The organism is Rouxiella badensis, from assembly GCF_026967515.2.
GTDB classification, from domain to species: domain Bacteria; phylum Pseudomonadota; class Gammaproteobacteria; order Enterobacterales; family Enterobacteriaceae; genus Rouxiella; species Rouxiella badensis.
Map to the genome: position 1 here is coordinate 1,172,664 of NZ_CP114062.1, position 14,428 is coordinate 1,187,091.

A 14,428-nucleotide genomic window follows, 5' to 3' on the forward strand; every position below is an offset into this window, starting at 1 on the left:
TCCACCGAGCTATCAACTATTTCAGACAGGAGTTGCTAATGTCCAAACAACAGATCGGCGTCGTTGGTATGGCGGTAATGGGTCGTAACCTCGCGCTTAACATTGAAAGCCGTGGTTATTCCGTTGCTATTTTTAACCGTTCTGGCGATAAGACTGATGAAGTCGTTGCCGAGAATCCGGGTAAAAATCTGGTTCCATACTACACAGTCGAAGAGTTTGTTGAGTCACTGGAAAAACCACGCCGTATTCTGCTGATGGTGAAAGCAGGTGAAGCGACCGATAAAACTATCGCATCCCTCACACCACACCTTGATAAAGGTGACATCCTCATCGATGGCGGCAACACCTTCTATAAAGATACCATTCGTCGTAACAAAGAACTTTCCGACCAAGGCTTCAACTTTATCGGTACCGGCGTTTCCGGTGGCGAAGAGGGCGCACTGAAAGGTCCTTCCATCATGCCTGGTGGTCAGAAAGAAGCTTACGAACTGGTTGCTCCAATCCTCGAGCAGATCGCCGCCCGTGCTGACGATGGCGACGCTTGCGTAGCTTACATCGGTGCTGATGGTGCAGGCCACTACGTTAAAATGGTTCACAACGGTATCGAATACGGCGACATGCAGCTGATTGCTGAAGCCTATTCTCTGCTGAAGCAGTCTCTGAATCTGAGCAACGAAGAGCTGGCTACCACCTTCGCTGAATGGAACAAAGGCGAGCTGAGCAGCTACCTGATTGACATCACCAAAGACATCTTCACCAAGAAAGACGAAGCGGGTAACTACCTGGTAGACGTGATTCTTGATGAAGCAGCAAACAAAGGTACCGGTAAGTGGACCAGCCAGAGCTCTCTGGACCTTGGCGAGCCACTGACTTTGATTACTGAGTCTGTATTTGCCCGTTACCTGTCTTCTCTGAAAGATCAGCGCGTTGCGGCTTCTAAAGTTCTGACTGGCCCAGCGGTTAAAGCATTTGCGGGCGATAAAGCAGAATTTATCGAAAAAATCCGTCGTGCACTGTACCTGGGTAAAATCGTTTCTTACGCGCAGGGCTTCTCTCAGCTGAAAGCGGCTTCCGACGAGAACAACTGGAACCTGCACTACGGTGAAATCGCCAAAATCTTCCGCGCTGGCTGCATCATCCGTGCTCAGTTCCTGCAGAAAATCACCGATGCTTACGAAGAAAACGCGTCAATTGCAAACCTGCTGTTGGCGCCATACTTCAAAAACATCGCTGACGAATATCAGCAAGCGCTGCGTGACGTGGTGTCCTATGCCGTTCAGAACGGTATCCCGACGCCTACTTTCTCTGCTGCGATCAACTACTACGACAGCTACCGCAGCGCGGTTCTGCCAGCTAACCTGATCCAGGCACAGCGTGACTACTTCGGCGCACATACTTACAAGCGTACCGATAAAGAAGGCGTGTTCCACACCGAGTGGTTGGACTAAGTTTTCAAAGAGGGCCAGGCGACTGGCCCTTTTTTATGCCCGATTTTGAGCGATTTTCAATATTGCTACTAACCGGAGCAGTCCTATCCTATTATTATTCCAAAGGAGTATATTGTCTTACGATAACTTATAGGTATTGTCCTTTTCAGGATAATTTGAGGATAGAACGTGAGTGTTAAACCCAAAGTTTCCGTCATTTTGCCCGTCTATAATGCTTCTCGTTTTTTAGAGCAATGTCTTGAGTCCATCACGTCACAAACGTTAACCGAACTAGAAATTATCTGCATTGACGACTGTTCAACCGATAACTCTCTGCAAATTCTTCAGGCGTTTCAGGCAAAAGATAATAGAATAAAAATCATTCGCCAAAGTACCAACCTTGGGGCCGCAGTGGCCAGAAATACGGCAATGGAAATCGCTACCGGCGAATATTTTTCCGTTCTGGATGCCGACGATTATTTCACTCCTGATATGTTTAAAATCTCGGTTGAACGTGCCGATGAACTCAACCTCGACGTCTTTGTATTCGGTGCCAGGGCATTTAACGAAGCGACGGGTGAAGAGTCAGATATGTCCTGGACTATTAAAGAGCATTTACTTCCTGACTCGCTCGTATTTTGTGCTAATGATGTCAAAGAAGATTTCTTCCAGATCTTTATTTGGTGGGCTTGGGACAAACTGTTCCGTCGGTCGTTTATTGAAAAACACGGTCTGAAATTTCAGCAAATTAGAACCAGCAACGATCTGCTTTTCACCTCATCAGCGGTGCTTCTGGCCGAAAGAATAGCTTATACCAAGCAACCTCTGGTTTTTCAGCGCCAAAAATTGGAAAGCTCGCTCTCGAGCACGCGCCATCTTTCTTACGATTGCTGTCTAAAAGCCACCGTTGCGCTGAAAGAATTTATGCAGCAGCAGGGCATTTATGAAAGATACGAGAGAGATTTCAAAAACTATGTGCTTAACTTCCTGATCTGGAATATCAACTCTATTGGCCAGGAGGCCTACAGAGAACTCTATGATGGGGTGAAACAGTTCTTTGCAACGCTGAACATAACCCGTGAAGAAATCTATTATCAGCCGTTTTATGACGCCTATCTGTTTATTCTCGAACACTGTGCTGAAGAGTATTTGTTCTACTTAAGGTTGAAACTTGGCGTAGATATTGAAGAGTCACACAACAAAATTGCGTCACTCGAAGAGAGGCATGCTGAGGCACAGAAGGAAATTGACGAGTTTATTGACAGGGTAGAGTATTTAACCTCTGAGGCGCACAGCGCAAACCTGACGCTCGAGGAAATTAAGGCCGCTAAGGAACTGTTGATTGGCGAGCATGAAAGTATTCGTACAAACTATGAGGCCGAGCTGTTTGAGAAAGATCAGAAGCTTTCTCAGCAAAGCGAACTGCTCAGCTCATTGGTGAAAGAACTGCAGGCCAGAGATGCCCAGATAGAGTGCCTGGTCAGCTCCAACTCATGGAAAATTACTGCGCCACTACGCTGGATTATCAATAAGTTCAAATAGTGTTAGTCAATAAAAAGCCGCCGGAGAATACCTTCGGCGGCTTTTTTGTGCTCAGAGTCCGTTACTTGGTGTGGCGGTCGCGCAGGTTATTGATAACCGTGCTGAAGTCCAGATCCTGATCCTGTAGCAGAACCAGCAGGTGATAAACCAAGTCTGAGGCTTCGTTCTTAAGTTCGAAACGGTCATTCACCGTAGCGGCCAGCGCCGTTTCAACGCCTTCTTCGCCGACTTTCTGCGCAATACGCTTGGTACCGCTGGCGTAGAGGCTGGCGGTGTAGGAGCTGTCCGGGCTCGCGGTTTTACGCGACGCCAGCAGTTGCTCCAGCTGATACAGGAAACCCCAGTCGCTGCTGGCAGGGTGGAAGCAGCTGTTGTTGCCCTTATGGCAGGTTGGGCCAATCGGATTGACGAGAATCAGCAGGGAATCGTTATCGCAGTCCGGCGTGATGCTGACCACGTTAAGGAAGTTGCCCGAGCTTTCGCCCTTGGTCCACAGGCGCTGTTTGGTGCGCGAGAAGAAGGTCACTTTGCCGCTCGACTGCGTGACGTCCAGCGCCTCCTGATTCATGTAGCCCATCATCAGCACTTCACCCGAAACGGCGTGTTGCACGATAGCGGGCATCATGTTGTCGGTTTTTTCCCAATCAAGCTGGGCGAGTTGTTCGGCGTTCAGAATAACCGGGGCTTTCACTTCTTTATCTTGTTCTGGAATACTCACAAGCGGATCTCCACGCCTTGTTCGGCAAGGTAACGTTTTAACTCACCGATATTAATTATTTGTTTGTGGAACACGGAAGCAGCGAGTGCGCCGTCGACCCTCGCCAGTTTGAAGGCGTCGAGGAAGTGTTCACGGGTTCCCGCACCGCCCGAGGCGATAAGCGGCACGTGGCAGACTTCACGAATAGCGTTAAGCTGGCGCAGGTCGTAGCCGTTACGCACGCCGTCCTGGTTCATCATGTTCAACACGATTTCACCGGCTCCGCGCTGCTGTACTTCTTTTACCCAGTCGATAGTCTGCCAGGTCGTCACCTTGGTGCGCGCTTCGTCGCCGGTAAATTGATGCACCTGATACGTGCCGGTTTCAGCGTCGTGCCAGGTGTCGATACCGACCACGATGCACTGTACGCCGAAGCGATCGGCAAGGCGAGTGATCAGTGTCGGATCGGCCAGCGCCGGGGAGTTTATAGAGATTTTATCGGCACCGAACTGTAGGATATTACTCGCGTCTTCAATACTTTTGATTCCGCCCGCGACGCAGAAAGGAATATCAATCACTTCAGCAACGCGAGAAATCCAGCTCTTGTCGACCACGCGGCCGTCGGAGGAGGCGGTGATATCATAAAATACCAGCTCGTCCGCGCCTTCTTCGGCATAGCGTTTAGCCAGCGGAACGATATCGCCGATGATTTCATGGTTACGGAACTGTACGCCTTTCACAACCTGACCATCTTTAACATCCAGGCAGGGGATTATCCGTTTTGCCAGCATGAAATTGCCTCCGTTACGTTAAACTTGCCGTCGAGCAGGGCACGGCCAACGATCACCCCTTTTACGCCAGTGCCGCGCAGGGCCGCGATATCGTCCAGACTGCCGATACCGCCCGACGCCTGAAACGCCACCTGCGGAAAACGTTGGCAGACTTCGCGATACAGCTCGACGTTGGAACCTGCGAGAGTGCCGTCGCGGGAAATGTCGGTGCAGAGTACGTGCTTCAGGCCAAACGGCAGGAACTGTTCGACAACTTGTTCCAGCGTCGAGTCTGAGTTCTCCTGCCAGCCGCTTACCGCAACGTGTTTATTGCCTGCGTCGTCGATGCGCACGTCCAACGCCAACACCAGCGCATCGGCGCCAAAACGCGTAAACCACTGCTGAACCTGCTCCGGGTTTTTCACCGCCGTCGAGCCGACCACCACGCGGGAGACACCGGCTTCCAGCAAGGCTTCAACGTCTTGCTCGGTACGAATACCGCCGCCTACCTGCACGGGAACGCTCACGCCAGCAACCAGCTGCTTAAGCAGCGGGATCTGACGCGCTGCCGGGTCTTTTGCACCGGTCAGGTCAACGAGGTGCAGCACTTCGGCACCCTGAGCCTGATAATCCTGCAAACGCGGCAGAGGGGAATTACCGTAATCACGCTGCTGTCCATAGTCGCCTTGATGCAAACGCACCACGCTGCCTTCGATTAGATCTAAAGCGGGGATAATCATGCTGTTTACATCTCCAAAAAGTTTTTCAGCAGCTGCGCGCCTGCGGCACCCGAGCGCTCGGGGTGGAACTGCACGCCAAAGAAGTTATCTTTCTGCACGGCGGCGGTAAACGGTTCGCCGTACAGCGTCTGCGCGATGGTGTTTTCACAAACCGGCATCGCGTAGCTGTGCACGAAGTAGAAGTAGGCATTTTCATCGATGCCGCGGAACAGGTGGTGTCCGGCCTGCGCCGTCACTTTATTCCAGCCCATGTGCGGCAGCGGCAGGCCGCGTTCAGGCATCTTGATAACCGGCGTCTCGACGATATCCAGCATCGGCACACCGCCGCTCTCTTCGCTGCTTGAAGCCAGCAGCTGCATGCCGAGGCAGATACCCAGCACCGGCTGAGTACAGGCCTTGATAAGCTCTATCAGGTCACGTTGCTGAATCTGTTCCATCGCCGCCTGTGCGGTACCGACGCCCGGCAGAAACAGTTTGTCGGCCTTAAGAACGATGTCGGCGTCGCGGCTGACGACCGGCTCATAGCCCAGTCGTTTTACGGCAGCCTTGACGGAAAACAGGTTGGCACAGCCAGTATCAAGGATAACCACGTCCATTAAAGCACTCCTTTAGAGCTCGGCAGGGTATTGCCGTCGACACGAATGGCCTGACGCAGCGTGCGGCCAAAGGCTTTAAACAGGCTCTCTACCCGGTGGTGGTCGTTTTTGCCCTTGGTTTTAAGGTGCAGCGTGCAGCCCATCGTGTAAGAAAGAGAGCTAAAGAAGTGCTCGACCATCTCGGTGCTCAGGTCACCCACGCGCTGATAGTTGAATTCTGCCTTGTACTCGAGGTGTGGACGGCCGGAGATGTCCAGCGCGCAGCGCGCCAGGCATTCGTCCATCGGCAGCACGAAGCCAAAACGGCCAATCCCGCGCTTGTCGCCCAACGCCTTGTGCAGCGCCTCACCGAGCGCCAGACCGGTATCTTCCACGGTGTGGTGATCGTCGATATACAGATCGCCCTTCACGTCGATGTTCATACGAAAACCGCCGTGGGTCGCAATCTGATCCAGCATGTGGTCAAAGAAGCCAACGCCAGTCTTGATTTTGCTGCCGCCTTCGCGGTCGAGCCAGACTTCAACATCGATAGCCGTTTCACGGGTCACGCGGTTGACGCGCGCGTGGCGGTCACGTCGGGTCAGTTGCTCGGTGATAGCGGCCCATCCGAGGCCGTCGCGCTCATAGCGTAGACCGGTGATGCCCATATTACGCGCCAGCTGGATATCGGTCTCACGGTCGCCGATAACGTAGCTGTTCGCCGTGTCCAGCACGCCGTTCTCGAGGTACCGCTGCACCAGACGCGTTTTCGGCTTGCGGCAGTCGCAGTTGTCGGCGGGCAGGTGAGGGCAGATAAGCACCTCGTCGAATACCACGCCCTGCGAGGTCAGCACCTGCATCATCAGGTTGTGCGGCGGGTCGAAGGTTTCCTGCGGGAAGCTCGCGGTGCCCAGCCCGTCCTGATTGGTTATCATCACCAGCTTGAAACCGGCGGACTGCAATGCAAGCAGCGCAGGGATCACGCCCGGCTCAAATGCTAGCTTATCCAGTCGGTCGACCTGAAAATCTTCCGGTGGCTCGGAAATCAGCGTACCGTCGCGATCGATAAAGAGAACTTTTTGACTCACAGGGGTCTGGCTCACATTGGCTCCTTGCTGGCGCTGCTTGTTTCACGAACGGTTGAAGTCGCGCCCGGTAATGGACGTACGGCGTCAATGACGCGCTGGCACTCTTGACGGGTGCCGATAGTAATACGCAAGCAGCCCGAAAGTCCCGGTTGCTTATTCTGGTCGCGTAGGATAATACCTTGATCCCAAAGCGTTTTAAAGACGCTGCTGGAGGCAGTAAAGCGCGCCAGAAGATAGTTGCTCTCGCTGGTAAACACCTGCTCGACGCAGTCGCACTGCTCAAGCTGCTGACGAAGCCATTCACGGGTCTCGCTCACCTCCGCCACGCGCTTGCGCATCAACGCCAGGCCCTGCTCGCTCAACGCCTGCGCGGCGATGTCGGCGACCGGCGTAGACAGCGGATAAGGCGCGATAACCTTCATTAATACGTCAATCAGTTCAGAGTTAGCCAGCGTAAAGCCACAGCGCAGGCCTGCCAAGGCAAAGGCTTTTGACAGCGTACGCAGGATAGCGAGGTGCGGATAGTCTTTCAGCCAGCCGGCCACGGTCGCCTGCGGGCAAAACTCGATATATGCCTCATCGACGGCCACGACAGCCTTGCCGCGCGTCGTTTCCAGCAGGCTGCGAATGTCTTCTGGATTAATCAGATTGCCGGTCGGGTTATTCGGGCTGCACACGTAGACCAGCTTCACGCCGTCCAGTGCCTGCTCGATAGCCGGGAGGTCCAGCTGCCAGTCCTCTTTCGCCATCACGGTACGGCCCTCAACGCCGAACGTCTCGGCGCTGACGCTGTACATGCCGTAGGTTGGCGGGCAATAAAGGATGGCGTCTTTACCTGGCTCGCAGAAGGCGCGGATCAACAGTTCAATACTTTCGTCGGCACCGCGGCAGACCAGAACCTGCTCAGGCTGCACGCCCGCATACGCGGCGTAGCGGCGAACCACGTCCTTCGGTTGGCATTCTGGGTAGCGGTTGAACGTTTGTGCGGTCAGTTCAAAATGCGGGGCCAGCGCATATTCGTTGGCATTGAGCCAAACGTCACCGTTACCGCCCAGACGGCGAGCAGACTGATAAGGGGTCAGCTGCTGAACATTTTCACGCGCCAGTCCAACGACTGAAACGTTTTGCTTCGAAGTCTCACTCATTATTTACGCTCCATCAGGGCGGCAACGCGCAGGGTAACCGCATTCTTGTGCGCGGTCAGCTGCTCGGCCTGAGCCAGGGTTTCAATCGTCGGAGCCAGCGCCAGCAGGCCTGCCGGAGTCAGCTGTTGTACCGTCATGCGCTTCTGGAAATCGGCGAGACCCAGGCTTGAACAGGTCGCGGTATAACCATAGGTCGGCAATACGTGGTTGGTACCTGAGGCGTAGTCGCCCGCAGATTCGGGTGACCAGTCACCGAGGAATACCGAACCCGCGCTGGTGATGCTGTCAACCAGTGCTTCAGGCTCACGGGTTTGCAGAATAAGGTGCTCAGGGCCGTAGGCGTTGCTGATTTCAACGCACTGTGCCAAATCTTTTGCCACAATAAGACGGCTGCTGGCGAGCGCCTTGCGGGCAATCTCGCTGCGCGACAGCGTTTGCAGCTGGTTCTCGACGGCTACCGCAACGGCTGCTGCCATCTCGGCGTCTGGCGTCAGCAATATCACCTGCGAATCTGGGCCGTGTTCCGCCTGCGACAACAGGTCAGAGGCGACGAAATCAGGCGTTGCGCCAGAATCTGCAATCACTAACACCTCTGAAGGACCGGCAGGCATATCGATAGCTGCGCCGTTCAGGCTCTGGCTGACCTGACGCTTGGCCTCGGTCACGAAAGCGTTGCCCGGTCCAAAAATTTTAGCCACTTTCGGCACGCTCTCTGTGCCGAACGCCATCGCGGCAATCGCCTGTGCTCCACCGAGCTGATAGACCTCGGTAACGCCGCACAGCTTGGCGGCATACAAAATCTCATCGGCAATCGGCGGCGGCGAGCAAAGGATAACTTTATTGCACTGCGCGATGCGTGCCGGGGTTGCCAGCATCAGCACCGTAGAAGGCAGCGGCGCCGATCCGCCCGGAATGTACAGGCCGACGGAAGCAATAGGACGTGTAATCTGCTGGCAGCGTACGCCGGGCTGAGTTTCAATATCCACCTTCGGCAATTTCTGTGCGACGTGGAATGTCTCAATGTTGCGAACTGCGTTGGCCATTGCCTGCTTAACATCGTCGCCCAGACGCGCTGACGCCTGTTCAATTTGCTCGGCGGTGACACGAATCTGGTCCACGTCGGTTTTATCGAAGCGCGCGCAGTATTCACGCAGCGCAACGTCGCCTTCATTACGTACCCGAGTCAGGATCTCGGTGACGGTCTCGGTAATGCTGCCTGAAGCTGCGATAGCAGGGCGAGTGAGGAGTTCGCTGCGCTGCTTTTCATCACACTGTTGCCAGTCGATTGGGGTAGAAAATCCGTTGGATTGCATCGCCTTACTCCATCATTTTTTCAATTGGCAGCACCAGAATCGAACTGGCACCCAGCGCTTTCAGTTTTTCCATGGTTTCCCAGAACAGGGTCTCGCTGCTCACCATATGCATGGCAACGCGCTGTTTGTCGTTAGCCAGTGGCAGAATGGTCGGACGCTCGGCGCCCGGCAGCAGGGCGATTATTTCGTCCAGACGCTCGCTCGGCGCGTGCAGCATGATGTATTTGGATTCACGTGCCTGAATCACGCCCTGAATACGGGTCATCAGTTTGTCGATCAGCAGCTGTTTGGACTGCGGCATCTCTCCGTCACGCTGGATAAGACAGGCTTTGGAACGGTAGATGACTTCGTCTTCTTTCAGGCCATTGGCTTCAAGCGTTGCGCCGGTAGAAACCAGGTCACAGATGGCGTCGGCCAGACCGGCACGCGGTGCGACTTCAACGGAACCGTTCAGCAGGCAAGACTTGAAGTCGAGATTCTTTTTGTCGAAATACTGCTTGAGGATGTGTGGATAAGAGGTGGCGATACGTTTGTTACCCAGGCTCTGTGGCCCCTGATAATCAAAGTCCAGTGGCGTTGCCAGCGACAGACGGCAACCGCCAAAATCGAGGCGACGCAGCGTGAAGTAACGTGGGTCTTCACCCTGAGCACGGCGGCTCAGCAGCTCTTCTTCCAGCACGTTCTCACCGATAATACCGAGGTCAACCACACCGTCCATCACCAGTCCTGGGATATCGTCATCACGAACGCGCAGAATGTCGATTTCCATGTTCTCGGCGAAGGCAATCAGACGCTGCTCTTGCAGATTAATTTTAATGCCGCAGCGTGCAAGCAGCTCGCGTGAATCGTCGCTCAGGCGACCGGATTTCTGCATTGCGATACGTAAACGGTTTTTGTCCAGCATGATGACCTCTGTCTTTAAATTTATGATTTAATTCGTTTTTAAATTTCTTAGGGTAAAAAAAAACCCCCGGAAGAAATCTTCCGAGGGCTCTCTGCTACATTCTGCGCGCCACTGGAAGATCTTAAAAGTCTTCCAGCACCAAACTGCCTGAAAGACTAGTCAGGATGATGGTGGTGATGGTGGTTGATCAGAATGTTCAGCATTGTCTTGTTCTCTTCTAAGCGTTTTGTTGCCTACCGCTGTTATCAGCCATAGGTTCTAAATCTGTTGCCAATTAACCTAAACCACCGTGCTCTGACGCGCAACCTTTTTTTCTGCTGATGAATAATTTTAATATTATTGGCCATGTAATGATAAGCATGAATCGATTGTATAGAAGACCGGACAGGCGCAACACGCTCGCGTTCTGACAATCTGTTGAAAATCATTACATAATAAGCCGTTGTTTAAGAGAGGTGGCGGAGGTAGCCTGCTAAACTAAATGACGTAGCTTTATTAAAAGCGGGTAGGTATTGGAGAACAAAATGAAGAAGGTATCAATAATTGGTTTAGGCTGGCTAGGTATGCCGCTGGCCATTGCCCTAAGCGCCAGGGGATACCAGGTTGTTGGCAGCAAAACCACGCGTGACGGCGTTGAGGCCGCACGTATGAGCGGCATCGAATGCTACCAAATGACCTTCACGCCCGAGATGACGCTGGAGTGCGACGCTGACGACCTGGATGTGCTGCTCAACGTCGATGCGCTGGTGATTACCCTGCCTGCAAGGCGCACGGTGGAAGGGAGCGAGCTCTATTTTCAGGCGGTGCAGATGCTGGTTGATAGTGCACTGGCGCACGCCGTACCGCGCATTATCTTTACCAGCTCGACGTCAATTTATGGCGAGGGGACAGGCACTGTGCGCGAAAACTCGCCGCTGAATCCCGTCACGCCAGCGGGCAAGGTGCTCAAAGAGCTGGAGGAGTGGTTCCATCAGTTGCCGAACACTTCCGTTGACGTGCTGCGCCTCGCCGGACTGGTTGGGGCCGACCGTCATCCGGGCCGTTTCCTGGCGGGCAAGAAAGACGTTAAAGGTGCAAATCATGGCGTTAATCTGGTGCATCAGGACGACGTGGTCTCTGCTATTCAGCTGTTGCTGAGCCTGCCGCGCGGCGGTCACACCTTTAACCTTTGCGCGCCTGCACATCCGGCTAAACAGCAGTTTTATCCGCTGTTAGCGCGCCAGTTGGGGCTTCCCGAACCGACGTTCGCCCCCGAGCCTGAAGATTCGGCGGGTAAGCTGGTTGACGGTAGCCGCATCGTGAAAGAGCTCGGCTTCGAGTACCAGTATCCTGACCCTGAGCGCATGCCGCTCAACTAACGCTCTCGCCGCCCTCGACGTGATTTACCCAAGGTCGAGGGGATTGGCGCTGTTCTTGCATAATCTTGTCCTGAAACCCCACGGAAAGATTTTCACAGGAGTCTGCGCCAATAATGCAACCTATCACGCTATCGATGATCGATATCCGCAAATCCTTCGGCGAGCATGAGGTGCTGAAAGGTATCTCACTTGACGCACGGCAGGGCGAGGTTATCTCCATTTTGGGGGCCAGTGGTTCAGGCAAAAGCACCTTCCTGCGCTGCATCAACCTGCTTGAAACGCCGGACTCCGGCACCGTGGCGGTCGGCGGTGAAACACTCCTGATGAAGCCTGACGCCAGGGGCAATCCGCAGCCTGCCAGCCGCAAACAGGTGGAACGGATACGTACGCGACTCGGCATGGTGTTTCAGGACTTCAATCTCTGGTCACACATGAACGTGCTGGAAAACGTGATGGAAGGGCCACGCTACGTGCAGAAGAAAAGCCGCAAAGCCTGCATCGAGAAAGCCGAATCACTGCTGGCCCGCGTCGGGTTGTATGAGCGTAAGGACTTCTATCCGTCACAGCTTTCGGGTGGACAGAAGCAGCGGGTGGCGATCGCCCGCGCGTTGGCCATGGACCCTGAGGTGATGCTGTTTGATGAACCCACCTCGGCACTGGATCCAGAGCTGGTGGGGGAGGTCTTGAAGGTGATGCAGAGTCTGGCAGAGGAGGGGAGGACCATGCTGGTGGTCACCCATGAGATGGTCTTTGCCCGCCGCGTCTCCAATCGGGTGGTGTTCTTGCATCAGGGTGAAATCGACTGTCAGGGAACCCCGCACGACCTGTTTGGCGAGCAGGGATCCCCGCGTTTTCAGCAATTTATATCAAGTCATCACCAGCCTGCCTAGCGAGAAATCACTCAGGCAGTGAAACGCTCGGGGCGGAATGTGGCCAGCATCGGATGTTTTTCGCCGCTGGCAATTTCGCTGGCCAACAGTTCGCCGACGATAAGCGCCAGCGTGGCGCCGGAATGGGTAAACGCCACGTAGCAGCCTGGCACGCTTTGCAGCTCGCCCAGCACCGGCTCGCCGTCACCGGGAACAGGTTTCAGCCCGATTTTCCAGCTCGCTGCCTTCAGTGATTCTGCGCCTTCGAGCACTTTCGCCGCCTCGGCCACCAATTCATCAACCACGGTTTCGGGAATGCTGTACTCGCCCGCCGCGCTGCGGGTAATGGCCGACTCATACCAGTCATGGTCCAGCGCCAGGGTTTTCCCCGGATTCGGACGAACCGCAACTCGTGGCGTGTTTAGCACCACTTTCACGCTGTTTTCGACCGGCTGAGTGATGACCAGCATCGATAAGGGGGAGCCGTTGGGGATAGTGACACCCAGCGGCGCAACCACTTCGGGCGTTTGCGGGCCACAGGCCACCAGCACTCTGTCTGCGCTGAAGGTTTCGCCGTTACCAGTTTTCACGCCGACGGCCTTACCGCTGGCATCGGTGATGACCGAGGTTTTGCCCGCATATTCATAAAGCTGTCCCCCGAGGCGGTGAAACTCGGCCATCAGATAATTGGCGAGGTGTGGCAGGCTGACCCAGCCTTCACCCGGATTAAACAGTGCGCTTTCAGCGACGGCTTCGGCCCTGACTTGAGGGTCAATTTGACTGACCGACGCCAGACCCGTGAGGTGCGAATCATACCCGTGAGCGAATTCATAGGCGTGGCGCGTCAGCGTTTCGGCAGCTTTGTCTTCCCCCCAGTACAGGCCACCGTCGAAACGCAGCCAGTCACGAGAGGAGTCCTGTGCAAACAGCGTGCGGTAGCGGTCGATGCCCGCCATACGCAGTGCATGATATTCCCGCGTGCGGTCGGCGGCAGAGTTCAGCCATGAGAGCGACCGGCCCGATGCACCGGACACCAGCTCCGCCTCGGTAAACAGCGTGACCTGTTGGCCGCGACGCAGCAAATGCACGGCGCTGGAGATACCGATGATACCCGCGCCTATCACGGCGACGGTTTTCGTTGCGTGTTCAGTGGATGAAGACATTTTGTTTTCCTTCTCTTGAGTCATCATAAAAGGTATTCGGTGGTGCGGCGAGTCGTTGGGCCTCACAGCACTTCAGACAAAAAGCGCCGCAGTCGCGCGGACTGCGGGTTATCGAAAATCTGTTCTGGGGTGCCCGCCTCGACAATTTCCCCCTCATCCATAAAAATCACCTGATCCGCCACTTTGCGAGCAAATCCCATCTCATGGGTGACGACTATCATGGTCATGCCACGGCGACAGAGGTCGGCCATCAGGTTCAGCACGCCTTTGACCAGTTCGGGGTCAAGCGCCGAGGTTGCTTCGTCAAACAGCATGACTTCAGGGTCCATAGCCAAGGCCCGCGCGATGGCGACGCGCTGTTGTTGACCGCCGGACAGATAGCGCGGACGGTGCTCCGCTCGCTGCTCTAGGCCGACCTCTTTCAGCCGCTCGGCGGCCAGGCGGTAGGCCTCAGACTTGGACAGTTTCTTGATTTTCCACGGTGCCATCGCCACGTTTTCCAGCGCCGTATGGTCGGGGAACAGGTTGAAATGCTGAAACACCATGCCGATGCGCAGACGCAGGGCGTCAGGTTTATCTTTCAGCACCGAGCGACCCGACACCAGCACGTCACCGGACTGCGGTTCATGCAGGCGATTAATACCGCGCAGCAGGGTCGACTTCCCTGAGCCTGACGGCCCGATGATACAAGTGGTGGTGCCCGGCGCGACGTTGAGCGAGACCTTGCGCAGCACCTGAATGTCGCCGAACGCCAGCGTTAAATCGCGAATTTCCACGCTAGCGCCGTGAAACGACGGTGTGGCGGCGCGGTCAATATTAGGGGCAGCAAGCGTCATG

14 protein-coding genes and 1 other annotated feature are annotated in these 14,428 nt (G+C 54.9%); of the genes, 4 read left to right on the forward strand and 10 right to left on the reverse strand.

The window, feature by feature from the left end:
• Positions 1 to 38 precede the first annotated feature (38 nt).
• On the forward strand, positions 39 to 1,448 hold the full coding sequence (gndA, locus tag O1V65_RS05550) for an NADP-dependent phosphogluconate dehydrogenase (RefSeq protein ID WP_017490007.1): 1,410 nt from the start codon (positions 39 to 41) through the stop codon (positions 1,446 to 1,448).
• Between the two features lie 168 nt (positions 1,449 to 1,616).
• A complete protein-coding gene (locus O1V65_RS05555; RefSeq protein ID WP_017490006.1) occupies positions 1,617 to 2,969 on the forward strand; it encodes a glycosyltransferase in 1,353 nt (450 codons plus the stop codon).
• 61 nt (positions 2,970 to 3,030) lie between these two features.
• On the opposite strand, the gene hisIE is transcribed toward O1V65_RS05555, so the two are convergent.
• From hisIE to hisG, 8 genes are read right to left on the reverse strand one after another with little or no spacing between them, the layout of a single operon-like run.
• Positions 3,031 to 3,645 (reverse strand): bifunctional phosphoribosyl-AMP cyclohydrolase/phosphoribosyl-ATP diphosphatase HisIE, encoded by a 615-nt coding sequence (gene hisIE, locus O1V65_RS05560; RefSeq protein ID WP_084912207.1) that lies wholly within the window; start codon positions 3,643 to 3,645, stop codon positions 3,031 to 3,033.
• A 38-nt stretch (positions 3,646 to 3,683) separates the two neighbouring features.
• The gene (gene hisF / locus O1V65_RS05565; RefSeq protein ID WP_269130255.1) at positions 3,684 to 4,457 is read right to left on the reverse strand and encodes an imidazole glycerol phosphate synthase subunit HisF; all 774 of its coding nucleotides are present in this window, start codon (positions 4,455 to 4,457) and stop codon (positions 3,684 to 3,686) included.
• Positions 4,439 to 5,176, reverse strand: coding sequence for a 1-(5-phosphoribosyl)-5-[(5-phosphoribosylamino)methylideneamino]imidazole-4-carboxamide isomerase (hisA, locus tag O1V65_RS05570; RefSeq protein WP_084912181.1), 738 nt, complete (start codon positions 5,174 to 5,176; stop codon positions 4,439 to 4,441). The genes hisF and hisA overlap by 19 nt, the downstream gene beginning before the upstream one ends.
• 5 nt (positions 5,177 to 5,181) lie before the next feature.
• Positions 5,182 to 5,772: an imidazole glycerol phosphate synthase subunit HisH gene (hisH, locus tag O1V65_RS05575; RefSeq protein WP_017490002.1), complete on the reverse strand. Its 591-nt coding sequence runs from the start codon at positions 5,770 to 5,772 to the stop codon at positions 5,182 to 5,184.
• Positions 5,772 to 6,839: a bifunctional histidinol-phosphatase/imidazoleglycerol-phosphate dehydratase HisB gene (gene hisB / locus O1V65_RS05580; protein WP_165429986.1), complete on the reverse strand. Its 1,068-nt coding sequence runs from the start codon at positions 6,837 to 6,839 to the stop codon at positions 5,772 to 5,774. Before hisB ends, hisH begins: the two co-directional genes overlap by 1 nt.
• Before the next feature lie 11 nt (positions 6,840 to 6,850).
• Complete coding sequence (gene hisC, locus O1V65_RS05585) at positions 6,851 to 7,984, reverse strand: histidinol-phosphate transaminase (RefSeq protein WP_269130256.1); 1,134 nt, start codon at positions 7,982 to 7,984, stop codon at positions 6,851 to 6,853.
• Positions 7,984 to 9,297: a histidinol dehydrogenase gene (gene hisD, locus O1V65_RS05590; RefSeq protein ID WP_017490957.1), complete on the reverse strand. Its 1,314-nt coding sequence runs from the start codon at positions 9,295 to 9,297 to the stop codon at positions 7,984 to 7,986. Before hisD ends, hisC begins: the two co-directional genes overlap by 1 nt.
• A 4-nt stretch (positions 9,298 to 9,301) precedes the next feature.
• Positions 9,302 to 10,201: an ATP phosphoribosyltransferase gene (gene hisG / locus O1V65_RS05595; protein ID WP_017490956.1), complete on the reverse strand. Its 900-nt coding sequence runs from the start codon at positions 10,199 to 10,201 to the stop codon at positions 9,302 to 9,304.
• A 54-nt stretch (positions 10,202 to 10,255) separates the two neighbouring features.
• Positions 10,256 to 10,381: a sequence feature (His leader region), on the reverse strand.
• A gap of 344 nt (positions 10,382 to 10,725) precedes the next feature.
• On the opposite strand from hisG, the gene O1V65_RS05600 reads away from it, so the two are divergent.
• Both O1V65_RS05600 and O1V65_RS05605 read left to right on the forward strand, forming a co-directional pair.
• A complete protein-coding gene (locus O1V65_RS05600) occupies positions 10,726 to 11,559 on the forward strand; it encodes an SDR family oxidoreductase (RefSeq protein ID WP_017490955.1) in 834 nt (277 codons plus the stop codon).
• A 113-nt stretch (positions 11,560 to 11,672) separates the two neighbouring features.
• Positions 11,673 to 12,449: an ABC transporter ATP-binding protein gene (locus O1V65_RS05605; RefSeq protein WP_026110404.1), complete on the forward strand. Its 777-nt coding sequence runs from the start codon at positions 11,673 to 11,675 to the stop codon at positions 12,447 to 12,449.
• Positions 12,450 to 12,460: 11 nt separating this feature from the next.
• On the opposite strand, the gene O1V65_RS05610 is transcribed toward O1V65_RS05605, so the two are convergent.
• The gene (locus O1V65_RS05610; protein WP_084912183.1) at positions 12,461 to 13,591 is read right to left on the reverse strand and encodes an NAD(P)/FAD-dependent oxidoreductase; all 1,131 of its coding nucleotides are present in this window, start codon (positions 13,589 to 13,591) and stop codon (positions 12,461 to 12,463) included.
• Between the two features lie 62 nt (positions 13,592 to 13,653).
• Positions 13,654 to 14,427 (reverse strand): amino acid ABC transporter ATP-binding protein, encoded by a 774-nt coding sequence (locus tag O1V65_RS05615; RefSeq protein ID WP_017490952.1) that lies wholly within the window; start codon positions 14,425 to 14,427, stop codon positions 13,654 to 13,656.
• Between the last annotated feature and the right edge of the window lies 1 nt (position 14,428).